This window comes from Promicromonospora sp. MEB111 (genome assembly GCF_030209445.1).
In the GTDB taxonomy this organism is placed as follows: Bacteria; Actinomycetota; Actinomycetes; order Actinomycetales; family Cellulomonadaceae; genus Promicromonospora.
On the sequence record NZ_JARVSD010000028.1, the window covers coordinates 158,500 to 180,588 of the forward strand.

Annotated in this window: 19 protein-coding genes; 14 read left to right on the plus strand and 5 right to left on the minus strand. The window is 70.9% G+C overall.

Going from position 1 to position 22,089, the window contains the following annotated elements; genetic code table 11:
• The first annotated feature begins 93 nt into the window (after positions 1-93).
• The 10 genes from QRN56_RS26545 to nrdF all read left to right on the plus strand — a co-directional run bounded on the left by QRN56_RS26545 (position 94) and on the right by nrdF (position 13,025).
• Entirely contained in the window at positions 94-1,398 is a 1,305-nt protein-coding gene (locus QRN56_RS26545) for an ABC transporter substrate-binding protein (RefSeq protein WP_285108355.1), read from the plus strand.
• Positions 1,391-2,368: a carbohydrate ABC transporter permease gene (locus tag QRN56_RS26550; RefSeq protein ID WP_502928844.1), complete on the plus strand. Its 978-nt coding sequence runs from the start codon at positions 1,391-1,393 to the stop codon at positions 2,366-2,368. Before QRN56_RS26545 ends, QRN56_RS26550 begins: the two co-directional genes overlap by 8 nt.
• Position 2,369: 1 nt before the next feature.
• Positions 2,370-3,254 (plus strand): carbohydrate ABC transporter permease, encoded by an 885-nt coding sequence (locus QRN56_RS26555; protein WP_285108356.1) that lies wholly within the window; start codon positions 2,370-2,372, stop codon positions 3,252-3,254.
• Between the two features lie 64 nt (positions 3,255-3,318).
• A complete protein-coding gene (gene yicI / locus QRN56_RS26560) occupies positions 3,319-5,595 on the plus strand; it encodes an alpha-xylosidase (protein WP_285108358.1) in 2,277 nt (758 codons plus the stop codon).
• The gene (locus QRN56_RS26565; protein ID WP_285108360.1) at positions 5,592-7,028 is read left to right on the plus strand and encodes a GH1 family beta-glucosidase; all 1,437 of its coding nucleotides are present in this window, start codon (positions 5,592-5,594) and stop codon (positions 7,026-7,028) included. The genes yicI and QRN56_RS26565 overlap by 4 nt, the downstream gene beginning before the upstream one ends.
• A gap of 170 nt (positions 7,029-7,198) precedes the next feature.
• Entirely contained in the window at positions 7,199-8,644 is a 1,446-nt protein-coding gene (locus QRN56_RS26570; RefSeq protein WP_285108361.1) for a serine hydrolase domain-containing protein, read from the plus strand.
• A 469-nt stretch (positions 8,645-9,113) separates the two neighbouring features.
• Positions 9,114-9,374 (plus strand): glutaredoxin-like protein NrdH, encoded by a 261-nt coding sequence (nrdH, locus tag QRN56_RS26575; protein ID WP_285108362.1) that lies wholly within the window; start codon positions 9,114-9,116, stop codon positions 9,372-9,374.
• A 35-nt stretch (positions 9,375-9,409) separates the two neighbouring features.
• Positions 9,410-9,844 carry a class Ib ribonucleoside-diphosphate reductase assembly flavoprotein NrdI gene (gene nrdI / locus QRN56_RS26580; RefSeq protein ID WP_285108364.1) on the plus strand — a complete coding sequence of 145 codons (435 nt, stop codon included), beginning with the start codon at positions 9,410-9,412 and terminating at the stop codon, positions 9,842-9,844.
• A 50-nt stretch (positions 9,845-9,894) separates the two neighbouring features.
• Entirely contained in the window at positions 9,895-11,976 is a 2,082-nt protein-coding gene (gene nrdE, locus QRN56_RS26585) for a class 1b ribonucleoside-diphosphate reductase subunit alpha (protein WP_502928845.1), read from the plus strand.
• A 68-nt stretch (positions 11,977-12,044) separates the two neighbouring features.
• A complete protein-coding gene (gene nrdF / locus QRN56_RS26590) occupies positions 12,045-13,025 on the plus strand; it encodes a class 1b ribonucleoside-diphosphate reductase subunit beta (RefSeq protein WP_285108366.1) in 981 nt (326 codons plus the stop codon).
• 88 nt (positions 13,026-13,113) lie between these two features.
• Here nrdF and QRN56_RS26595 read toward each other — a convergent pair whose 3' ends face one another.
• Both QRN56_RS26595 and QRN56_RS26600 read right to left on the minus strand, forming a co-directional pair.
• The gene (locus QRN56_RS26595; protein ID WP_285108367.1) at positions 13,114-13,755 is read right to left on the minus strand and encodes a response regulator; all 642 of its coding nucleotides are present in this window, start codon (positions 13,753-13,755) and stop codon (positions 13,114-13,116) included.
• Between the two features lie 32 nt (positions 13,756-13,787).
• Positions 13,788-15,458, minus strand: coding sequence for a sensor histidine kinase (locus QRN56_RS26600; protein WP_285108368.1), 1,671 nt, complete (start codon positions 15,456-15,458; stop codon positions 13,788-13,790).
• A gap of 202 nt (positions 15,459-15,660) precedes the next feature.
• On the opposite strand from QRN56_RS26600, the gene QRN56_RS26605 reads away from it, so the two are divergent.
• Positions 15,661-16,350, plus strand: coding sequence for a phosphatase PAP2 family protein (locus tag QRN56_RS26605; protein ID WP_285108370.1), 690 nt, complete (start codon positions 15,661-15,663; stop codon positions 16,348-16,350).
• Here the strand turns inward: QRN56_RS26605 and QRN56_RS26610 are convergent.
• The gene (locus QRN56_RS26610; RefSeq protein WP_285108372.1) at positions 16,292-16,816 is read right to left on the minus strand and encodes a phosphoribosyltransferase; all 525 of its coding nucleotides are present in this window, start codon (positions 16,814-16,816) and stop codon (positions 16,292-16,294) included. The genes QRN56_RS26605 and QRN56_RS26610 overlap by 59 nt on opposite strands.
• 126 nt (positions 16,817-16,942) lie before the next feature.
• Positions 16,943-17,920, minus strand: coding sequence for an FKBP-type peptidyl-prolyl cis-trans isomerase (locus QRN56_RS26615; RefSeq protein ID WP_285108374.1), 978 nt, complete (start codon positions 17,918-17,920; stop codon positions 16,943-16,945).
• A gap of 152 nt (positions 17,921-18,072) precedes the next feature.
• Here QRN56_RS26615 and QRN56_RS26620 point away from each other — a divergent pair, with 152 nt between their 5' ends.
• From QRN56_RS26620 to QRN56_RS26630, 3 genes are all read left to right on the plus strand, one after another.
• On the plus strand, positions 18,073-18,372 hold the full coding sequence (locus tag QRN56_RS26620; RefSeq protein WP_285108376.1) for an Rv1322 family protein: 300 nt from the start codon (positions 18,073-18,075) through the stop codon (positions 18,370-18,372).
• A gap of 114 nt (positions 18,373-18,486) precedes the next feature.
• A complete protein-coding gene (locus QRN56_RS26625) occupies positions 18,487-19,260 on the plus strand; it encodes an alpha/beta hydrolase (protein ID WP_502928846.1) in 774 nt (257 codons plus the stop codon).
• A 53-nt stretch (positions 19,261-19,313) separates the two neighbouring features.
• Complete coding sequence (locus tag QRN56_RS26630) at positions 19,314-20,141, plus strand: alpha/beta fold hydrolase (protein ID WP_285108379.1); 828 nt, start codon at positions 19,314-19,316, stop codon at positions 20,139-20,141.
• An 89-nt stretch (positions 20,142-20,230) separates the two neighbouring features.
• Here the strand turns inward: QRN56_RS26630 and QRN56_RS26635 are convergent, their stop codons facing one another.
• On the minus strand, positions 20,231-21,793 hold the full coding sequence (locus tag QRN56_RS26635) for a DivIVA domain-containing protein (RefSeq protein WP_285108380.1): 1,563 nt from the start codon (positions 21,791-21,793) through the stop codon (positions 20,231-20,233).
• Positions 21,794-22,089 lie beyond the last annotated feature (296 nt).

Sequence of the window (22,089 nt, forward strand, 5' to 3'; positions counted from 1 at the left end):
TGCCACTGGACATCCGTGAGAGTCTAGGTTTAGCGTGTTGAAACGCTTCGACGATCCGGACGCAGCAGTTCGGACGTGGACCAAGGAGATGCAATGAGGCACAAGCGGACGATGACGGTCGTGGCGGCGGCGATGGCCGGCGCCATGGCACTGGCCGGCTGCACCGGCCAGGGCGGCGGCGGTGGCGACACCGACGACAGCACGCTCACCATCTGGCACTACGAGAACGAGGACTCGGCGATGGGCAAGGCCTGGGCCAAGGCCATCGAGATCTTCGAGGAGGAGAACCCGGACGTCACGGTCGACGTCGAGAAGCAGACGTTCGAGCAGATCCAGAAGAACGCCAAGATCGTGCTCACGGGCGACGACGTGCCCGACGTCATGGAGTTCAACAAGGGCAACGCGACCGCGGGCCAGCTCGCCGCGCAGGGCCTGCTGACCCCGCTGACCGACGCCGCCACCGAGCGCGGCTGGGACGAGAAGCTGTCCGGCTCGCTCGCGACCACGGCGACCTACGACGAGCAGGGCCTCATGGGCTCCGGCGAGTGGTACGGCGTGCCGAACTACGGCGAGTTCGTGGGCGTCTACTACAACAAGGAGATGCTCGCCGACCTCGGGCTGGAGGTGCCGACCACCCTCGACGAGTTCGAGGACGTGCTGGCCGCCTTCAAGAAGGAGGGCATCACGCCGCTGGCCGAGGCCGGCGCCGAGTACCCGCTCGGCCAGCTCTGGTACGAGCTCGTGCTCGCCTACGGCGACCGCGCCCTGGTGGACGACTACCAGCTCTTCGCGAACGACGTCGACTTCCACAACGACGCGATGACGCAGGCCACCGAGAAGCTCGACGAGTGGATCGAGAAGGGCTACATCGCCTCCGACTCCGCGGCGCTGACCGCCGAGGACATGGGCGTCTCGTTCATCGACGGCACCTACCCGCTCATGGTCAGCGGCTCGTGGTGGTTCGGCCGCCTCGCGGCCGAGACCGAGGCCGACTGGGGCCAGTTCAACTTCCCGGGCAACACGCTGCACACCGGCTCGTCGGGCAACCTCTGGGTGGTCCCGGCCAACGCCGACTCCCCGAGCCTGGCCGAGGAGTTCATCGACATCACGCTGCGCCCCGAGGTGCAGAACGTGCTGGCCACCGAGGGCGGCCTGCCCGTGGCGGGTGACGCCTCCGTGATCGAGGACGAGCGCACGCGCGAGCTCACCGAGAACTTCCAGGCGATCCTGGACGAGGACGGCCTGGCGTACTACCCCGACTGGCCCGTGGCCGGCTACTACGACGTGATCGTCAGCGAGCTGCAGTCCCTGGTCAACCGGTCCAAGACGCCAGCCGAGGTGCTGGACGGGCTGCAGAGCTCGTACGACGAGGGCAAGGCCGACCTGCTCGATGGCTGACACCGCTGTGACCGACCGGCGCGCGCGGGCGGACCAGCGCCCGCGCGCGCCGCGCGGGACGCGCCGCCGTCGGGCGCCGTGGGTGGGGTACCTGCCCTACCTGCTGCCCGGCGCGGTTGCGTTCGGCGTGGTGATCGGCTACCCCCTGCTGACCAACGTGTACTTCAGCCTGTTCAAGTGGCGCGGCGGCATGGCGCCGCTGCGCTGGAACGGGCTGGGCAACTACGTGGACCTGCTGGGCGACGACAAGTTCTGGACGTCGTTCGGCAACTCGCTGGCGATGATCGTCGCGATGGTGCTGGTGCCCACGCTGCTGGGGCTGGTGCTGGCGGCGGTGCTGTTCGACTACCTCGGACGGCGGTTCGGCGAGCGCGTCTCGTCGGTGCTGCGGGCCACGTACTACCTGCCGCAGATCCTGCCCGTCGCCGTGGCGGGTGTGCTGTGGAACTGGATCCTGAACTCCCAGACGGGCGCGCTCAACGTGATCCTGCGGGGCATCGGCATCGAGTCGCCGCCCAACTGGCTGGGCGACCCGAGCACGGCCCTGCCGTCGGTGATGCTCGTGCTGATCTGGGTCCAGATGGGCTACCCCGTGGTCATCTTCATGGCGGCGCTGCAGCGCGTGGACCCGGAGCTGTACGAGGCGGCCGAGCTCGACGGCGCCGGCTGGTGGGACCGGTTCCGGGCCATCACGGTGCCCCAGATCCGCCCCGAGACCTTCGTGGTGACGCTGACCTGCACGGTCGCGGCGCTCAAGGTGTTCGGGCCCATCTACGTGCTGACGCGCGGCGGGCCCGAGAGCTCGACCCTGGTGCCCAGCTACTACTCGTACCTGAACTTCTTCGACAAGTCCCAGGTCGGCTACGGGTCCGCGATCGCCACGGTGCTCACGCTCGTGATCGTCGCCGTGGCCCTGATCATCCTCGGCCTGCAGAACCGGGCCGAACGACGTGAGAGGGAGGGGGTCTGACATGGCCGTCGCCACAGACCTGCGACCCGCCCAGGTGCGGGCCACCGCCGTCGACTCCCGGTACCGGCGCGGCGCGGGCCGCTGGCTCGTGCTGGCCGCCGCGGTCCTGGTGGGCCTCGCGGTGCTCGCGCCGTTCGGGATCATGCTGCTCAACGCGTTCAAGTCGCCGCAGGACTACGCGGCCAACGGGCCGCTGTCCCTGCCGTCGGGCCTCTATCTCGACGGCGTCGTGGCCTTCTGGGAGCGCACCGACTTCCCGGTCAAGCTCTGGAACTCGGTGTTCATCTCGGCCGTCGTGGCCGTGCTGGGCGCGCTGCTGTCGTTGCTGAACGCGTACGCGATCGGCATCGGCCGCGTGAAGGGGCGGCTGTGGATCATCGCCCTGTTCCTGCTGGCGAACATGCTGCCGCAGGAGGCGCTGATCTACCCGCTGTTCACCATGGCGCAGTCCGTGGGCCTGTCGAACTCGCAGTGGTCGGTGATCATCATCTTCACCGTCATCCAGTCGGCGTTCGGCACGTACCTGCTGTCGTCCGTGCTCGGCACGTTCCCGCCCGCGCTGCTGGAGGCGGCCGCCCTGGACGGCGCGAGCCGCTGGCGCATCCTCTGGCAGGTCGTCTTCCCGATCGTGCGGCCCACGCTCTCGGTCCTGATGATCTTCTTCTTCATCTGGACCTGGAACGAGTTCTTCATCCCCCTGGTCATGCTGACCAGCAACGACACCCAGACCATCCCCATCGCCCTGGCGTCCCTGCAGGGCGACCGGATGATGGACGCGCCCACGATCAACGCGGGCTCGCTCGTGTCGCTGGTGCCGGCCGTCATCTTCTTCCTGATCTTCCAGCGCACCCTGACCCGGGGCGTGACCGCGGGGGCGGTCAAGTGACCGCGCCCCGCCGCGCGTCCCGCACGCCCCACGTCGCCGAGCGAGAAGCAACGAGGTTCCAGTCATGAGATTCACCGACGGCTACTGGCAGCTGCGTCCCGGCGTCGAGGTGCTCCGGCCCCGCGACGTCGACTCGGTCGAGGCCGGCGACGAGACCCTGACCGTGTACGCGCCGACCGCGCCGATCACCAAGCGCGGCGACACCCTGAACCGCCCGCTCGTGACCGTCACGTTCGACGCGCCGGCGGACGACGTCATCGGCGTCCGCATCGAGCACCACCAGGGCCGCCGCGACCCCGGCCCGCACTTCGCGGTCAACCGGGAGCCGGGCGTGGTCAAGGTCGTGACCCCCGCCGCTCCGGGCGAAGGCCCCGCCGAGCTGACGTCGGGCGGCCTCACGGCCCGCGTCTCGACCGACGGCGAGTGGCAGGTCGACTTCGTGGCGGGCGGCGAGGTGCTCACCACCTCGTCGGCGCGGAGCGTCGGGCTGGCCAGCACGCCCGAGGGCGACTTCGTGCACGAGCAGCTCGGGCTGAGCGTCGGCGAGCACGTCTACGGGCTGGGCGAGCGGTTCGGCGCGTTCGTGAAGAACGGCCAGAGCGTCGACGTCTGGAACGAGGACGGCGGCACGGCCAGCGAGCAGGCCTACAAGAACGTGCCGTTCTACCTGACCGACCGCGGCTACGGCGTGTTCGTGGCCCATCCCGAGCGGGTGTCGTTCGAGGTGGGTTCCGAGGTGGTCAGCCGCACCCAGTTCTCGGTGCCGGGGCAGACGCTGCAGTACTACGTGATCCACGGGCCCACCCCCGCCGAGATCCTGCGCCGGTACACGGCGCTGACGGGTCGGCCCGCCGTCGTCCCCGCCTGGTCGTACGGGCTGTGGCTCTCCACGTCGTTCACCACGGACTACTCCGAGTCCACGGTCATGAGCTTCGTCGACGGCATGGCCGAGCGGGACATCCCGCTGTCGGTGTTCCACTTCGACTGCTTCTGGATGCGCCAGTTCCACTGGTGCGACTTCGTCTGGGACCCGGCCACGTTCCCGGACCCCGAGGGCATGCTGGCCCGTCTGCACGAGCGCGGCCTGAAGGTCTGCGTCTGGATCAACCCGTACATCGCCCAGCGCTCCCACCTGTTCCGTGAGGGGGCGGAGAAGGGCTACCTGGTGACCACGGCCGACGGCGACGTCTGGCAGTGGGACAAGTGGCAGGCCGGCATGGCGCTGGTCGACTTCACCAACCCCGAGGCCGCCGCCTGGTACCAGGACAAGCTGCGCGTGCTGCTCGACCAGGGCGTGGACTGCTTCAAGACGGACTTCGGGGAGCGCATCCCCACCGACGTCGTCTGGCACGACGGGTCCGACCCGCAGCGCATGCACAACTTCTACGCCTCGCTCTACAACAAGACGGTGTTCGACCTGCTGGAGCAGGAGCGGGGCAGCGGCGAGGCCGTGCTGTTCGCCCGGTCGGCCACGGCGGGCACCCAGGCCTTCCCGGTGCACTGGGGCGGCGACTGCGAGTCCACGTTCGTGTCCATGGCGGAGTCCCTGCGCGGCGGCCTGTCGCTGTCGCTGTCCGGGTTCGGCTACTGGAGCCACGACATCGGCGGGTTCGAGGGCACGCCCGACCCGGCCGTCTTCAAGCGGTGGACGGCGTTCGGCCTGCTCTCCTCGCACTCCCGCCTGCACGGGTCGAGCTCGTACCGCGTGCCGTGGGCGTTCGACGACGAGGCCGTCGACGTCACGCGCAAGTTCACCCGGCTGAAGATGCGGCTCATGCCGTACCTCGGCCGGGCCGGCCACGTGGCCGCCGCGGAGGGCCTGCCCGTCATGCGCCCGATGGCGCTCCAGTTCCCCGGGGACCGGACGGCGGCGTCCGTCGACACCCAGTACATGCTGGGCCCGTCGCTGCTGGTCGCGCCGGTGTTCGGCGAGTCCCGCGCGGAGTACTACCTGCCCGAGGGGGAGTGGACGCGTCTGCCGGAGGTCGCCGCGGAGGGCCTGGCCCCGACGGTCAGCGGGTCCCGCTGGGTGGCCGAGGAGCACGGGTTCGACACCCTGCCGGTGCTGGTGCGGCCCGGGACGGTGCTGCCCGTCGGCGCGCGCGACGACCGGCCCGACTACGCGTGGGCCGAGGGCGTGACGTTACGCTGCACCCGTCTGCCCGAAGGGTTCGACGAAGAGATCCTGGTCCCCGGTGGCACCGGCGCCCCGGCGACGTTCCGTGTGCGGTACGAGTCCGGCGTCGTGCACGTGACCAGTGCTGACGCTCCTGGCGAATGGAGCGTCGAGAACGAAGGCAAGACCGTTCGGGCCACCGGCCCGGGAGAGGTGGCACTGTGAGTGCACGGAGTTTCCCCGGCGATTTCCTCTGGGGATCGGCGACCGCGTCGTACCAGATCGAGGGAGGCGCGACCGAGGGCGGGCGCGGCCCGTCCATCTGGGACACGTTCTCGCACACGCCGGGCCGGACGCTGAACGGCGACACGGGTGACGTCGCCGACGACCACTTCCACCGCTGGCAGGAGGACGTCGAGCACATCAAGAACCTGGGCCTCGGCGCCTACCGGTTCTCGATCGCGTGGCCGCGCGTGCAGCCGGGCGGCTCCGGCGAGTTCAACGCCGAGGGCATCCGGTTCTACTCGGACCTCGTGGACGGGCTGATCGCGGCGGGCGTCAAGCCCGTCGTCACGCTCTACCACTGGGACCTCCCGCAGGAGCTGGAGGACGCCGGCGGCTGGACCAACCGCGAGACCGCCTACGCGTTCGCGCGGTACGCCCGCAAGATGGCCGAGGAGCTGGGCGACCGCATCGACGTCTGGACCACGCTCAACGAGCCGTGGTGCACGGCGTACCTGGGCTACGGCTCGGGCGTGCACGCGCCGGGCCGCACGGAGCCCCTGGCCGCGCTCCAGGCGGTGCACCACCTCAACCTGGCGCACGGCCTCGCCGTCCAGCAGATCCGCGAGGTGCTCGGCGACACCGCCAAGACGTCGATCACGCTGAACCTGCACGTGTTCCGGCCGGACGACCCGTCGTCCGCGGTGGACCAGGGCGCCGTCCGCACGGTGGACGCGCTGGCCAACCGGGCCTTCCTCGGGCCGGTCCTGGAGGGCGCCTACCCCGCGGACCTGCTGGAGAACACCGCCTCGGTGACCGACTGGTCGTTCGTGCAGGACGGCGACCTGGAGGCCATCGCGCAGCCGCTCGACGTGCTGGGCGTCAACTACTACTCGACGGCGCGCGTGCGGCACTTCTCCGGCGAGGGGGAGCGGCAGCAGGCCGACGGGCACAAGGACTCCGCGGGCACGCCGTGGATCGCGGCCGACGACGTCGAGTTCCTGCCGCAGCCCGGCCCGTACACCGCCATGGGCTGGAACATCGAGCCGGCCGGCCTCACGGACCTGCTGGTCTCGCTGCGCGACAGCTACCCCGACCAGCCGCTCATGGTCACCGAGAACGGTGCCGCCTTCGCGGACACCGTCGTGGTCGAGGACGGCGTGGCGCGTGTCCACGACGTCGAGCGCGTCTCGTACCTGCACGACCACGTCGAGGCGCTCGGGCTCGCCCGGGACCAGGGCGTGGACGTGCGCGGGTACTTCGCGTGGTCGCTGCTCGACAACTTCGAGTGGGCCTACGGGTACGACCGCCGGTTCGGCATCATCCGCGTCGACTACGAGACGCTGGAGCGCACCTGGAAGGACTCGGCGCACTGGTACCGCCGTCTGGCGACGACGAACACCCTGCCGACGGTCGACGAGGTGTCGCCGGCCTGACGTTCTGCCCCGCCGGGCCTGGCGCCGCCGGCCCGGCGCCGCCGGCCCGGGGCCGTCGAACGTAGGGATCGTCGCCGCATGCGCCCGTATGCGGCGACGATCCCTACGTTCGTACCCGACGAGTACGGGCACCGGTGATGACGGCGCCGGCGACGGGATACCTTCTGCGCATGAACGAGCACGGTGACGTCCTGGACGACCTCCTCGACCGGACGCGCGCGGCGGGTCGCGTGCCTGCACTGTCCGCGGCCGCCGGCCGCGGGGGAGAGGTGGTCTGGGCCCGGGTGGTCGCGGCCCCCTGGGCGGGTGGTCCGACGGCGGGTGGTCCGACGGTGGGCCGCCCGACGGCGGGCGGCCCGATCGCCGGTGGTCCGACGCCGGAGCACGCGTTCCGCATCGGGTCGATCACCAAGCCGATGGTCGCCGTGGCCGTGCTGCGCCTGGTGTCCGAGGGCGCTGTGGCGCTCGCGGACCCGATCGGCCGGCACCTGCCGGACGCCCCGGCGCCCGACGCCACGATCCGGCACCTGCTCACGCACACCAGCGGGCTCCAGGCCGAGTTCCCGGGCCCGTGGTGGGAGCGGCACGGCGGGCCGACGTGGGACGAGCTGGCCGGGTCCGGCATCGAGCAGCTCTGGGACCCGGGCGAGCGGTACCACTACAGCAACCCCGGGTTCGCCGTGCTGGGCCGCCTGGTCGAGGTGGTCCGCGGCGGCGCCTGGGACAAGGTGCTCCGCGACGAGCTGTGGGAGCCGCTGGGCATGACCGCCACCGGCCGGGTCCCCGTAGGCCCGTACGTCCACGGGTACGCCGTGCACCCGGACGCCGACCTGGTGCACCACGAGCCGGTCGCCGACTACCTCGCGGCGGGTCCCGCGGGCGAGGTGTGGTCCACGCCGTCGGACCTGGTGCGGTTCGGCATGTGGCTCGTCGGCGGCGAGGCCGACCGCGACGCCGGCGAGGCCGTGCTCCCGCTGGAGCTGCGCCGGCACCTGGCGGTCCCGCGAGTGGTGGTCGACGACGCCGGACCCGCCGGCGGCCCGTGGGCCACCGCGCACGGCCTCGGGGTGCGCGTGCGCCAGGACGGCACCGTCCGCACGGTCGGGCACGGCGGCTCGGTGCCGGGGTTCACCGCCGACCTTCGCGCCGACGTCGGCACCGGGGACGTGGTCGCGGTGTGCGGCTCGTCCACGGCCGGGTTCGGCGACGGGACGGGCCTGCTGGCGGCGTTCCAGGGCGACGGGGCGCCCGCGGCATCGCCGGTGCCCGACGAGCCCCGTACGGCGTCACGGACGGGCTCGAACGGGATCGCCGGCACCTGGTACTGGGGGCCTGTCCCGTTCGTCGTGCACGTCGACGCCGCGGGGCGCGTCGACCTGCGCTCCGGGCAGAGCGGGGGCCGCGGCACGCTCTTCGACGTCGTCCGCGGCGAGCTGCGCGGCGTCGAGGGCAGCTACTGGCTGGGCGAGCGGCTCCGGGTGGTCGAGGCGGACGGCGCGCCCGTCGCACTGGACATCGGCACCTTCCACTTCACGCGGGCTCCGTACGACCCCGGCACCGCCGTGCCCGGCGGCGTCGACGACGCCGGCTGGCACCGCCCTGGACCGACCGGGTAGCCGCTCCCGCGGGTGCGGCACCGGCCGCGCACGGGCACCGGTGGGCGCGGCCGCCGGGGGTGGCGGCGAGGTATTCCCGGTGGAGGCTGTCCGTCGTGTGGCGAGCCCGACAAACTCCGTCCGGGTGACACGCCGAAGGGGCGCGACACGCCGTCGGCTCAGATTTTTTTCGGGCTCCGAGAGGCCGCCGTGGAGCCCGTTCGTGCGGTCCCGGCGGCTCCTCCGACGGCGCCCCGGGAACACGTGCGCGCGGCCTCCCAGGCGGTGTCAGAGGCTCGTGGCAGCATGGTCCATGAGCGTCACGAGCGTTCCCGGCGTAGTGCCTACCACGTCCCGAACCACTACATGTCGTGACCGAGCGAGTGTCAGACCCTAGGTGTAGTGTTTGGTGCAGCGGGAGACGCAGACCCGCGAACAAAGCACACCGGCGTAAGTTCACGGGTGTTCTTCGAGGTCAGAGGAGGCGGACATGAGCGTCACGGTCTACAGCAAGCCGGCATGCGTCCAGTGCGACGCGACGTACCGGGCACTGGATCGCAAGGGTGTCGAGTACACGGTCGTCGACATCACGCAGGACGCTGAGGCGCTGGAGATGGTCCGCGGCCTCGGTTACCTCCAGGCACCGGTCGTGGTGGCCGGTGACACCCACTGGTCGGGCTTTCGCCCCGACCAGATCAGCGCGGTCGCCGCGCTTGCTGTGCTGGACAAGAGCGAAGCCGCTTCGGCCTGAGCCGAGCCGCTGCAACGTCGGCAAGGAGGCGTGACGTGGGCTCTCTCGTCTACTTCTCCAGCGTGTCCGAGAACACGCACAGGTTCGTCGAGAAGCTCGCTCTCGAAGAGCTGGGGATATCCGTGCACCGGATCCCGCTCCGCCCGGCCGACGGCTTCCTGCGCGTGGACGAGCCCTACGTCCTCATGGCCCCCACCTACGGTGGCGGCAACGAGGGCGGGGCCGTCCCGCGGCAGGTGAGGAAGTTCCTCAACGACGAACACAACCGGTCGCTCATCCGCGGCGTCATCGCCGCGGGGAACACCAACTTCGGGGCTGCGTACTGCATCACCGGCGACATCATCTCGGCGAAGTGTGATGTCCCGTACCTGTACGCCTTCGAACTTCTGGGAACGGCGCAGGACGTCACGCGCGTCCGCAACGGATTGGGACGATTTTGGCAGCAACAACCACTGAGCCTCTCAGCCTGACTGAGATTCCCCTGGAGTCACTCCAGCTGGACTATCACGCGCTCAACGCCATGCTGAACCTGTACGGGCCGGACGGGAAGATCCAGTTCGAGAAGGACCGCGAGGCGGCCCGTCAGTACTTCCTGCAGCACGTGAACCCGAACACCGTCGACTTCGACACCCTTGAGGCGAAGCTCGAGCACCTTGTCGAGGCCAAGTACTACGACCCGACCGTGCTGGCCAAGTACTCGGGCTCGTTCGTCAAGGAGCTGTTCCAGCTCGCGTACTCCAAGAAGTTCCGCTTCGAGACGTTCCTGGGCGCGTTCAAGTACTACACCTCGTACACGCTCAAGACGTTCGACGGCAAGAAGTACCTGGAGCGCTTCGAGGACCGTGTCGCAATGGTCGCGCTCGGCCTGGCCGACGGCGACGAGCAGACGGCCCGTGACATCGTCGAGGAGGTCATCTCCGGGCGGTTCCAGCCCGCGACGCCGACCTTCCTCAACGTCGGCAAGGCGCAGCGCGGCGAGCCCGTGTCCTGCTTCCTGCTGCGCATCGAGGACAACATGGAGTCGATCGCGCGCGGCATCAACTCCGCGCTGCAGCTCTCCAAGCGTGGCGGCGGCGTGGCCCTGCTCCTGAGCAACATCCGCGAGCACGGCGCACCGATCAAGCACATCGAGAACCAGTCCTCGGGCGTCATCCCCGTGATGAAGCTCCTGGAGGACTCCTTCTCCTACGCGAACCAGCTCGGCGCGCGTCAGGGTGCCGGCGCCGTGTACCTGCACGCGCACCACCCCGACATCATGCGGTTCCTCGACACCAAGCGGGAGAACGCGGACGAGAAGATCCGCATCAAGACCCTCTCCCTCGGCGTCGTCATCCCGGACATCACGTTCGAGCTGGCCAAGAAGAACGCGGACATGCACCTGTTCAGCCCGTACGACGTCGAGCGCGTCTACGGCAAGCCGTTCGCCGACATCTCCATCTCGGAGAAGTACGACGAGCTCGTCGCCGACGACCGCATCCGCAAGACCACGATCAGCGCGCGCGACTTCTTCCAGACGCTCGCCGAGCTGCAGTTCGAGTCCGGGTACCCGTACATCATGTTCGAGGACACGGTGAACAAGGCGAACCCGATCAAGGGCCGCATCACCCACTCGAACCTGTGCTCCGAGATCCTGCAGGTCTCCACCCCGTCGACGTTCAACGAGGACCTCTCGTACAACGAGGTCGGGCGCGACATCTCCTGCAACCTGGGCTCGCTGAACATCGCCAAGGCGATGGACTCGCCGGACTTCGGCCGCACCATCGACACGGCGATCCGTGCGCTGACCGCGGTCAGCGACCAGACCTCGATCGAGTCCGTCCCGTCGATCAAGCTGGCCAACGAGCGTGGCCACGCGATCGGCCTGGGCCAGATGAACCTCCACGGTTACCTCGCCCGGGAGCGCATCTACTACGGCTCCGACGAGGGCATCGACTTCACGAACATCTACTTCTACACCGTGGCCTACCACGCGATCGCGGCGTCGAACCGCCTGTCGATCGAGCGGAAGCAGAAGTTCGGCGGGTTCGAGGACTCCAAGTACGCCACGGGCGAGTACTTCGACAAGTACGTCGAGCAGGAGTGGAAGCCGGCCACGGAGCGCGTCACGCGCCTGTTTGCCGACGCCGGCGTGGCGATCCCGACGCAGGACGACTGGCGCGCGCTCAAGGCCTCGGTCATGGAGCACGGCCTGTACAACCAGAACCTGCAGGCCGTGCCGCCCACGGGTTCGATCAGCTACATCAACAACTCGACGTCGTCGATCCACCCGGTCCCGGCCAAGATCGAGATCCGCAAGGAAGGCAAGCTCGGCCGCGTCTACTACCCGGCGCCGTACATGACGAACGACAACCTGGACTACTACCAGGACGCGTACGAGATCGGGTACGAGAAGATCATCGACACGTACGCCGCGGCGACGCAGCACGTGGACCAGGGCCTCTCGCTGACCCTGTTCTTCCCGGACACGGTGACCACGCGCGACGTCAACAAGGCGCAGATCTACGCGTGGCGCAAGGGCATCAAGACCCTCTACTACATCCGCCTGCGCCAGATGGCACTGGAGGGTACGGAGGTCGAGAACTGCGTCAGCTGCATGCTGTGACAGCAGCCCGCTGACCGGTCCGCACCGCCAGGCTCACCCGTACCACCGTCGCCCCTGAAGGAACTCCCATGTCGCCAACTGGCAAGCTCAAGCTCATCGATCGCGTGACGGCGATCAACTGGAACCGCCTCGAGGACGAGAAGGACCTGGAGGTCTGGGACCGCCTGGTCGGTAACTTCTGGCTGCCCGAGAAGGTGCCGGTGTCCAACGACATCCAGTCGTGGAACACGCTCTCGGAGCACGAGAAGACCATGACGTCGCGGGTGTTCACCGGCCTGACCCTTCTGGACACCATCCAGGGCACGGTCGGCGCGGTGTCGCTCATCCCGGACGCGCTCACCCCGCACGAGGAGGCGGTGTACACCAACATCGCCTTCATGGAGAGCGTGCACGCGAAGAGCTACTCCTCGATCTTCTCCACGCTGCTGTCCACGCCGGAGATCGACGACGCGTTCGAGTGGTCCGAGAGCAACGAGCACCTGCAGAAGAAGGCAGAGATCGTCCTCGACTACTACCGGGGCGACGACCCGCTGAAGCGCAAGGTCGCCTCGACGATGCTCGAGTCGTTCCTGTTCTACTCCGGCTTCTACGCACCGATGTACTGGTCCTCGCGGGCGAAGCTCACGAACACGGCCGACCTGATCCGCCTCATCATCCGCGACGAGGCCGTGCACGGGTACTACATCGGCTACAAGTACCAGAAGGGCCTCGCCAAGCTGACGCAGCCCGAGCAGGACGACCTCAAGGCGTACACGTTCGACCTGCTCTTCGAGCTGTACGAGAACGAGGTCGAGTACACCGACTCGCTCTACGGCGAGCTGGGGCTGACCGAGGACGTCAAGAAGTTCCTGCGGTACAACGGCAACAAGGCCCTGATGAACCTGGGCTACGAGGCGCTGTTCCCCAAGGAGGACACCGACGTCAACCCCGCGATCCTCGCGGCGCTGTCGCCGAACGCGGACGAGAACCACGACTTCTTCTCGGGGTCGGGCTCGTCGTACGTGATCGGCAAGGCCGTGGAGACCGAGGACGACGACTGGGACTTCTGACGCCTCGTCGGAAGGCCGTCGCCCGTGGCGACTGACCAGGGCCCGGGACTGCAGCATGCTGCGGTCCCGGGACTTTGGCGTGCGGGGGCTACGGCGGCCCGGTGTCCGCGTTGGCCGCGATGAGCGCCGCCTCGACCCGGTTGCGGGCACCGGTGGTGCGCAGGATCGAGGTGACGTGCACCTTGACCGTGCCCTCGGCGAGGTGGAGGCGCGCCGCGATCTCCGGGTTCGGCAGTCCCTCGCCGATCAGGGCCAGCACCTCTTGTTCCCGCTGGGTGAGGCGTTCGAACCGCCTCCTGGCCTCCTGCTGAGCGATGAAGCGCGTGCCCAGTCCGGTCTGCAGCAGACGCCGCGACACGGCGGGCGAGAAGAACGCACCGCCCGACGCCGCGGCGCGCACCGCGAGCAGCAGCTCTCGGGGGTCGCCCGACTTCAGCACGAACCCGTCGGCGCCCAGCCGGATGGCCTCCGCGATGTACTCGTCCTCGCCGAACGTCGTGACCATGAGGCACGGGAGGGACCCGGCGGTGCGCCGGATCTCAGCGAGGGTCTCCAGGCCGCTCATCGTGCCCATGCGCACGTCGAGGAGCACGACGCCGGGCCGGTGCGCATGCACCGCGGCCAGCGCCTCCTCGCCCGAGGAGCCCTGCGCGGCGACCCGGATCCCGTCGTCGGTCTCAAGGATCCCGGCCAGCCCGGCGCGTACGAGCGGCTCGTCGTCCGCGAGCACGACTCGCAGCGGAGCGGGAGTGCCTGGGCCGCTCATGACGCACCGCCGACCACGAGGTCCGTCGACCTCACGCGGCCGCCCGTCCAGCAGATCCGGTAGGCGTCGCCGGACGCGTCGGCAAGGAGGTCCGCCGTGACCGCGTAGTGGTCGCACGCCGGGTCGGCGCCGCGGGGTGGAGCGAGCGTGGCCCCGGGCAGCAGAGGGTCGACGTCGGACCGGGTGTCGCCCACCGCGATGCGGACGAAGTCGGTCGGATCGAGCAGCGCACGCCTGGCCTGGAGATGGTCCGCGAGCTGGATCGCACCCGCGACCACGACCAGGGCGGCGGCCGGCACGAGCACCGCGGCCAGCAGCAACGCCCCGCCTCGGCGTCGGGCACGAGTCAGCCCATCGGTGACGGCGTGCGCGCTCTGCGGCGCCGGCGTCGTGCCCGCGAGGCGAGCGGCCGCGTCCGTGCCTTCAGGACGAAGGACTGCATCGCGCACCGACGGGGGATCGGCCGCCGGGCGCAGCTCCGCGCGCAGCACGTAGTCGGAACCGGTCGGCCCGGCCTCGATCGATCCGCCCGCAGCACGGACCTGCCGCCCGAGCGACCGCACCCCGGTGCCCCCACCAGCGTGCGTCGGCCGGTCGTGTGCCTGCCCGGCGTTCGAGGCAGGCAACGGGTTGCGCAGCACCACCACGAGGCGTTCGGCGTCCTCTCTCAGTTCCACACGGACCGGCTGACCCGGCGCGTGCTTGAGCGCGTTCGTCAGGCCCTCCTGGACCACCCGTGCCGCGACGGGCCCGAAGGCGGCGAGGCGCTCGGGCCCGGGCGACCCGCCGAGCTCGACGTCCGCCCCGGCACGGCGGGCCTCCTCGACGAGGGCGTGGAGGCCGACCTCGTCGAGGAGACCTGTCGTGGCCCCCGTGGCAGGTGGGCCGTCGGGCACGCCGGCGCGCAGCGTCTGGACGGACGCACCGAGGCGGGCCACCGCGTCCGAGACCTGCCGCCGTGCCAGCGCGACGGACTCGCGTGCCGACACGTCCGACGCCTGGCGACGCTCGGACTCCGAGCCGACCGCGGCGTCCGCGCCGGTGGCGGCGTCGGGCTCTTTGTCCCGACCGCGCTCCAGCTCGAGCTCCAGCCGGCCCAGGTTGAGGGCGACGAGGCTGAGGGCGTGCCCCAGGTCGTCGTGCAGGCCCTCGGCGAGGTGCAGCCGCTGCCGCGCCAGGTCGGCCTCGGCGCGCAGCCGCCGCGCGTCCTGGTCCCGGACGAGCGCCGTCGCGGCGTCGGCCTCGGCGGCGCGCCGGGCACGCCAGGCCATTGCCACCGACCAGGGCAGCACACCGGTGACGACACCGCGGGCCGCCGTGACGAGCGCGTCGCGCGGGTCGGCCCATCCGGCCAGGACGGCGACGGCGCCGGCTGCCGCGGCGAGGGCCATCGCGAGCACACCCCGGCGGGCTCCACGGTCGGCCAGGCCGAGGGGTGCGGCGACCGCCGCGAGCGGGATCATCCACCAGGGATCGACGCCGGCGAGCACCAGCAGCACGGCGAACGCGGCCGCGAGGAGCAGCCCGACGGCACGGGGAGCGCCGCCGCGGGACGGGGCGGCCGCTGCGGTGGTCCGAGCGCCGGTCCGGGTTGCGGCCTCACAGATCGGTGCGGAGCGCGCGGTGTCGATGGCGGTGGTGTCGGTGGACACTGACGGCGGGGTCACCGGACCATCGTCGTCGACACGCCGGGCGCACGCTTCCAGCCTGGGTCTGATCTTCGGGCGGGCGATGTAGGACCAGGGTCATAGGCAACTCCTGACCCACGTCAGATCCGTGCGGCCCCGGCGGTTCCTAGCGTTTCTCGGCATGACCACCACACGCCATGCACCGCCAGCGCATCGTCCCGCCGGACAGGTCGCCGGCCCCGTGCCTCACGCCGTCCTGCCCGCGGCCCTCAGCGCCCTGCTCGTCCTGTCCGCCGTCGCGCTCCTGGCCTGGCCCGCCCGCGGCTCCCTCTTCGAGGGCATCGCCGGCGGAACCGCCGCATCGCCCCTGGCCGGCCTCGCGGGTCTGGTCGCGGACAAGGGACTGCTGGCGCTCGTCGCCGCCACGGCGGGCCTCGTGCTGCTCACCTGGTTCCGCGACCGCCCGCGGTTCTGGCTGCTCGCCGCGGCCGGGCTGGGCACCGTCGCGGCGTACGTCACGAGCGAGGTGGTGAAGCTGCTGGTCACGGAGGAACGGCCGTGCCGGGCGGTCGACGTCGCCACCGTGCTCGCGTGTCCGGCCCCGGCGGACTGGTCCTGGCCGAGCAACCACTCGACCATCGCGGGCGCACTGGCGGTGGCCTGTCTCCTGGCCGCTCCCCGGCTCTGGCCCCTCGTCGTGCCATTGGCACTGGCCGTGGCGGGCGCCCGTGTCGCCGCGGGCGTCCACTACGTGCACGACGTGGCCTCGGGGCTGGCCCTCGGCGTGCTGGTCACGTGCCTCGTGGGCCTGACCGTGCACGCCGGGGCGCAGCGACTCACAGGAACTCAGCGGCTCACCGGGGCTCAGCGGGTCACGCGTCGATCGACCGGGCGCCCGTCACCGGCGGCTCGGCCGACCAGGGGAAGGTGATCCACAGATCGGTGTCCTTCCACGAGTAGTCAGGCTGGATGATCGTGCGCGGCTTCGTGAAGAGAACGGCGGACCGTGCCTCCGCGCCCTTCTTCTCCAGCATGTCCATGACGAGCGCGAGGGTGCGGCCGGAGTCGGCGACGTCGTCGACCACGAGGACCCTGGCGCCCGGGAGCTCGGACGTGTCCATGAGGGGAGGCAGCACCCGCGGGTCGTCGAGCGTCTTGCCGATGTCCGTGTAGAACTCGACGTTCAGGGTGCCGACACCCTTGGTGCCGAGCGCGTAGGCCATGGCACCGCCGGGCACGAGACCGCCCCGGGCGACGGCGATCACGACCTCGGGCACGAACCCGCTGTCCACCACCTTGTGGGCCAGGTCGCGCACCGCGACGGGAAAGGTCTCCCACGTGAGAACTTCGCGTTCCACGGGAGCGGGCTCAGTGGCCGGCAGGTCGGTCGAGGTCATGGGAAGACCCTACGAGACGTGGCGGGCACCCGGCTCGGGTACCCGCCACGTCAGTGCCGTGATCAGCGGCGATGCGCAGCGTGCGTGCGCCAGATCTCATGCCGGCCCGCGAGCGGGCCGGCGGGGTCAGGCCGCCTTGGCCTCAAGGATGTCGACCACGAACACGAGCGTCGAGTTCGCCGGGATCGCGCCGTTCGCCTGCTCGCCATAGCCCTGGTCCGACGGGACGACGAGCAGCACCTGGCTGCCGACCTTCTGGCCGGCGATGCCGTTGGTCCAGCCGGGGATCACACCGCTCAGCGGGAACGACGTCGGCGTGCCACGGCTCCACGAGGAGTCGAAGGACGTGCCGTCGAGCAGGCAGCCCGCGTACTGCACGGTCACCGTCTGGTCCTTCGTGACCTCGGCGCCGTCACCCTCGACGAGAGGCTGGACCACCAGCTCGGTGGGCGCCTCGTAGTCCGCGGGGATCGTCACGGTCGGCTGGCCGTCGTCGGCGAGCTCGACGGTGGGCAGGCCCTCCTTGGGGGCCACCTCCGTGCCCTCGGCACGCGTCGGGATCTCCTTGGACTCGGTCACCTCGACCATCGTCACCTGGATGGTCTGGTCCATCGCGGTGCTCGCCATGAGGAGGCGCGTGCCGACCTTCTGGCCGATCAGGCGGTCGTTCAGCAGGTCGTACTGCGGGTCGCCGAGCGTGAACGACTCCGGCTTCTTGGTCTCCCAGGTCGAGCCGCTGGTCGAACCGTCCTTGCCCGCGATGACCACGTAGTTGATGGTCACCTGGGCGCCCTCGACGAGCTCCGCGCCGGTGCCCTCGTCCACGACGCGGGACGTCGGGGTCGTGACCTTGAGCGGCGCCTTGAACGTCACCTTCGGTTCCTTGCCGACCGGGCCCGAGACCTCGATCGCGTCGACCGCCTTGACGTCCTCCTCGGACGGGCTGGGCGCGGGCGACGGCTCCGCGGCGGCCGTCACCTCGCAGACGTTTCCGTCCGAGGCAGCGGCGTTGCTGCTCCCGGAGTCGTCGCCGCTCGCGCAGCCGGTGAGCGCGATGGATGCCAGCGCGACGGCTGCCAGGCCGGCAGTGGTGCGGTGCTTCACGAGTAATCCTTCGGTCGGTGTGCGCCTTGCTGGGGACCGCCACACTCTAGCGGGCGGAGATGAGTGCGGCTCCCAGGCATTGTGGTGCGCGATGCGGGCTGTTCCCGAACAGCCTTGAGCCATCCGCTCCGCCCTGCGGAAGAATAGATGGCATGCCGTCGAACCGCCGCTCCAGCAAGCGTCCGTATGCCGCGGGCCATGTTCCCCTCGACGTGGACCGGGCGACGGGCGGGCGTCGCAGCGAGTCGGCGGCGGACGGCGAGTGGGTGGTGCAGCGGATCCGGTCGTCCGACAAGACCTACGTCTGCCCCGCCTGCCGGCAGGAGGTCACGCCGGGCACGGCGCACGTCGTCGCGTGGAAGACGGACGGCTTCGGCGGGCCCGAGGCCGGGCTGGACGCCCGGCGGCACTGGCACACGAGCTGCTGGCAGCGCCGGGCCAACCTGCGCTGAGGCAACGGGCCCGACGGGCCTGCGGCCCGGTGCTGCCGTACAGGCGGCCAGGGTGCTGCGACACACACCCCCACGCCGGCGCGCCCTCCCGTGTGCGGGAGGACAATGGTCCCGATGACCACTGAAGCGACGCCGGACGCGGCCTCCGGCCAGACGACCCACCAGATCCGCTCGCTCTCCGTCCTGCCCGCGCAGCGGGAGGACGTCGAGCTGCACACCGCCGACGGCCTCACGCTCGTGGGCGAGCTCGCCCTGCCGGCGGACGTCGAGCCGGCGGCCAGCCTGCTGACGCTCCACCCGCTGCCCACGCACGGCGGCTTCATGGACTCCCACGTGTACCGCAAGGCCGCGTGGCGCCTGCCCGCGCTGGCCGACCTGGCGGTGCTGCGCTTCAACACGCGGGGCACCTCCTCCCCCCGGGGCACGAGCGAGGGCACGTTCGACGGCGGCGAGGCGGAGAAGTACGACGTCGCGGCCGCGATCGAGTTCGCCGAGTTCCGCGGGCTGCCCCGGCCGTGGCTGGTCGGCTGGTCGTTCGGTACCGAGCTGGTCCTCAAGCACGGCGCCGACCCGAGCGTCGAGGGCGCGATCCTGCTCTCGCCGCCGCTCCACCGCGCGACGGACGAGGACCTGGACCGCTGGGCGGCGTTCGGCAAGCCGCTCGTCGTCCTGGTGCCGGAGCTCGACGACTACCTCCGGCCCGACGAGGCCCGCCGCCGCTTCGCGCGCGTGCCGCAGGCCGAGGTGATCGGCGTCGACGGGGCGAAGCACCTCTGGGTCGGCGAGCCGGCCGTCGCCCGTGCGCTGAACGAGATCGTCGCCCACGTCCTGCCCGACCACCCGCTCCCGCTGCCGACCCACTGGGACGGGCCGCTGGGCGTCTCCTGAGCGACCCCGCCAGGCACCATCACCACCACAGCACCCACCAGAGGAGGACGACGATGACTTCTCGAGCCACCAGGAACCTGGCGACCTTCACGCTGCGCGACGGCGGGGGTGTGCCGCTCGTGCTGCTGCACGGCTTCCCGCTCGACCACCGGATGTGGGCGGCGTGCGCGGAACACCTCCCGCCGGGCGTCCGGGCCATCGCGGTCGACCTGCCCGGTGCCGGGCACAGCGACCTGGACGGGTTCCCGCCGAGCATCGAGCACATCGCCGACGCGGTGTACCTGACGATGACCGACGCGGGGGAGGGCAACGCTGTCGTCGTCGGGCACTCGATGGGCGGGTACGTCGCGCTCGCCCTGGCCGAGCGGCACCCGGGATTCGTGGCAGGTCTGGGCCTGGTGAACACGAAGTCGACGGCGGACACCGAGGAGGCGCGCGCCAAGCGGCTGCGGATCGCCGCCGCGGTCGACGCCACCCAGACCGTGGACGCGGTGCTCGGCATGCCCGCCAACCTGGTCGGCGCCACCAGCACGGAGCACCGCCGGAACCTGTTCCCCGTCCTGGACTCGTGGATCCGCGCCCAGTCGCCGGCGGGTGTCGCCTGGTCGCAGCGCGCGATGGCGTCCCGGCCCGACCGGACCTACGTGCTCGATCGCCTGGACGTGCCGGTCGCCGTCGTGGTGGGGGCCGAGGACTCGATCACGCCGCTGGCCGAGGCCGAGCACATGGTCCGGGCGGCGGGCTCGCCCCTGGGCCCCGCGATGGGCGACGCCGCGCTCACGCTGGTGCCCGGCGCCGGGCACCTGAGCGTCGTCGAGGAACCCCAGGCGGTCGCAGCGGCCCTCGGCCTGCTGCACACGCACGTGGTGGCCCACCACTGACCGGGCGGGACAGAACAGAACGAGGGGCGTGACCCACCGGGTGGTGGGTCACGCCCCTCGTTCTGTCCCGGTCCAGCCGGGGGAGCAGGTCAGCTCGACGCGCCGGCCTTCTCGGAGACGGGTGCCTCGGCGTCGTCGCTCTCCGCGGGGGAGGAGGTCGAGTCGGAGGCGGCCTGGCCGGCCTTCGTGCTGGCCTTGGTGCCCTTGACCGACGGGATCACGACGGTCGCGGTGCCGACGGGCACGGGCGTCGGGTTGCTCGGCGGGATCGAGGCCGGCATCGACCCGTCGGCGTCGGCAGAGTCCGGAACCTCGGGCTCGGCCTCGGTGCCGTCGCCGACGACCGCGAAGCGTGCCTGCTGCGCCGGGGTGGCCCCCGCCATGCTCGCGGCCTTGGCCGCCGGGGCGGGCGTCGCGGCGGGTGCGCCCGGCGCCGCCGGGGTACCGAGCATGCCGCGCAGCTCCTCCAGGTAGGAGTTGATCGAGTCGTGCTGACGCGTGAGGTCCTCGAGCTGGTGCTGCGCGGCGGACCGGCTCGACTCGGCCTCGGCGCGGGCGTCGTCGATGGTCTGCTCCGCGAACTCGCGGGCGTCGGCCACGATCCGGTCCGCGGACTTGCGGGCGTCGGCCACGAGGTCCTTGACGTAGACGTCGGACTCGGAGCGGATCTTCTCGGACTGCTCCAGCGCGACGGCGACCCGCTTCTCGGCCTCGGCCGCGTGCTCCTCGGCCGTCTTGACGAGCTTGGCGGTCTCGGCCTTGGCCGTCTCGTGGCGCTCGGCGAGCTCCTTCTCCACGGCCTCCTTACGCGTGGCGATGTCGAGCTCGGCCTGGGCGAGCGCCGCGCGGGCCTGCTCGCGCAGGTCCTCCATCTCGGTGGTGACGGCGTTGGACGCCTCGGCCGCCTGGCGGCGGGCCTCGGAGAGGATCTGCTCGGACTCGGCGCGGGCGCTGGCGAGCATCGCCGACGAGTCGCGCTCGGCGGTCTCGCGCTGCTCCGTGGTCTCCGCGTTCACCTGGGCGCGGAGCTTGGCGGTCTCGCGCTCGGTGTTGACGCGCAGCTCCGTGGTCTCCCGCTCGACGGTCGAGCGCAGGGTGCCGAGCTCTCGCTCCAGGCTGGCCCGGCGCTCGCTCTCCTCGGCGTTGATCGCGCTGGCGATCTGCGCGGACTCGCGCTCCGCGGAGCCGACGAGCTCCTCGGCGCGGCGCTGCGCGGCGAGCAGGTGGCCCTCCGCCTCGGCGGCCATCGTGGTGCGGATCTCCTCGGCCTCGCGACGAGCGCTGGCGAGCATCTCGGCCACCTCGGACTCGGCGCGGGAGCGCACCTGGCCGCCCGACAGCTTGGCGCGTGCCATGATGTCCGCGGCCTGCTGGTTGGCCTGGTTGATGATGTCCGTCGACTGGTCCTCGGCGGAACGCAGGAGGAGCTCGATGCGGGAACCGAGGCCGGCGTACGACGGCTTCTCGGTCTCGCGCAGGTTGCGCTTGGCATCGTTCAGATCCTGCGTGAGCTGCATGGCACGGCCGTCGGAGGCCTCGACCTGCCGGCGTGCTTCTTCGAGCGCGTGGTTCAGCCGGTCCAGGTGCGCGTGCACCTGGTCGCGGTCGTAGCCACGCATGGCAGTCGGGAAGAGCGAGCGCTCGTCGGACACGGTGCAGACCTCCAGTGTCGGAACTTGGTGAGGCGCGGGTCAGGCTCCCCCCTGGGACGCCGGTTATCGGCCCGTCCGGCGCCCAGAATACGTGCCTTCTGCGGATGTGGATACTCCGCAGCGGGATGCAATCTACGCAATGCGTGGAATACTGCCCGCTGGTCCGGGACCCCTTGACCACCGTGGCGGTTCAGGCAGACCTCGGTGAAGGAAGAGTGAGAGTCCCGGCCGAACCTCACAAGCACACCCGTCATTGGACAGTGCTCTGAGTTCGGTCCCTATGCTGGAACATCCAC

Bases quoted from the DNA above. Each gene is read 5' to 3' on its own strand.
- QRN56_RS26545 (WP_285108355.1), top strand. From the start codon at position 94: ATGAGGCACAAGCGGACGATGACGGTCGTGGCGGCGGCGATGGCCGGC.
- QRN56_RS26550 (WP_502928844.1), top strand. From the start codon at position 1,391: ATGGCTGACACCGCTGTGACCGACCGGCGCGCGCGGGCGGACCAGCGC.
- QRN56_RS26555 (WP_285108356.1), top strand. From the start codon at position 2,370: ATGGCCGTCGCCACAGACCTGCGACCCGCCCAGGTGCGGGCCACCGCC.
- yicI (WP_285108358.1), top strand. From the start codon at position 3,319: ATGAGATTCACCGACGGCTACTGGCAGCTGCGTCCCGGCGTCGAGGTG.
- QRN56_RS26570 (WP_285108361.1), top strand. From the start codon at position 7,199: ATGAACGAGCACGGTGACGTCCTGGACGACCTCCTCGACCGGACGCGC.
- nrdH (WP_285108362.1), top strand. From the start codon at position 9,114: ATGAGCGTCACGGTCTACAGCAAGCCGGCATGCGTCCAGTGCGACGCG.
- nrdE (WP_502928845.1), top strand. From the start codon at position 9,895: ATGCTGAACCTGTACGGGCCGGACGGGAAGATCCAGTTCGAGAAGGAC.
- nrdF (WP_285108366.1), top strand. From the start codon at position 12,045: ATGTCGCCAACTGGCAAGCTCAAGCTCATCGATCGCGTGACGGCGATC.
- QRN56_RS26610 (WP_285108372.1), bottom strand. From the start codon at position 16,816: ATGACCTCGACCGACCTGCCGGCCACTGAGCCCGCTCCCGTGGAACGC.
- QRN56_RS26620 (WP_285108376.1), top strand. From the start codon at position 18,073: ATGCCGTCGAACCGCCGCTCCAGCAAGCGTCCGTATGCCGCGGGCCAT.
- QRN56_RS26625 (WP_502928846.1), top strand. From the start codon at position 18,487: ATGACCACTGAAGCGACGCCGGACGCGGCCTCCGGCCAGACGACCCAC.
- QRN56_RS26630 (WP_285108379.1), top strand. From the start codon at position 19,314: ATGACTTCTCGAGCCACCAGGAACCTGGCGACCTTCACGCTGCGCGAC.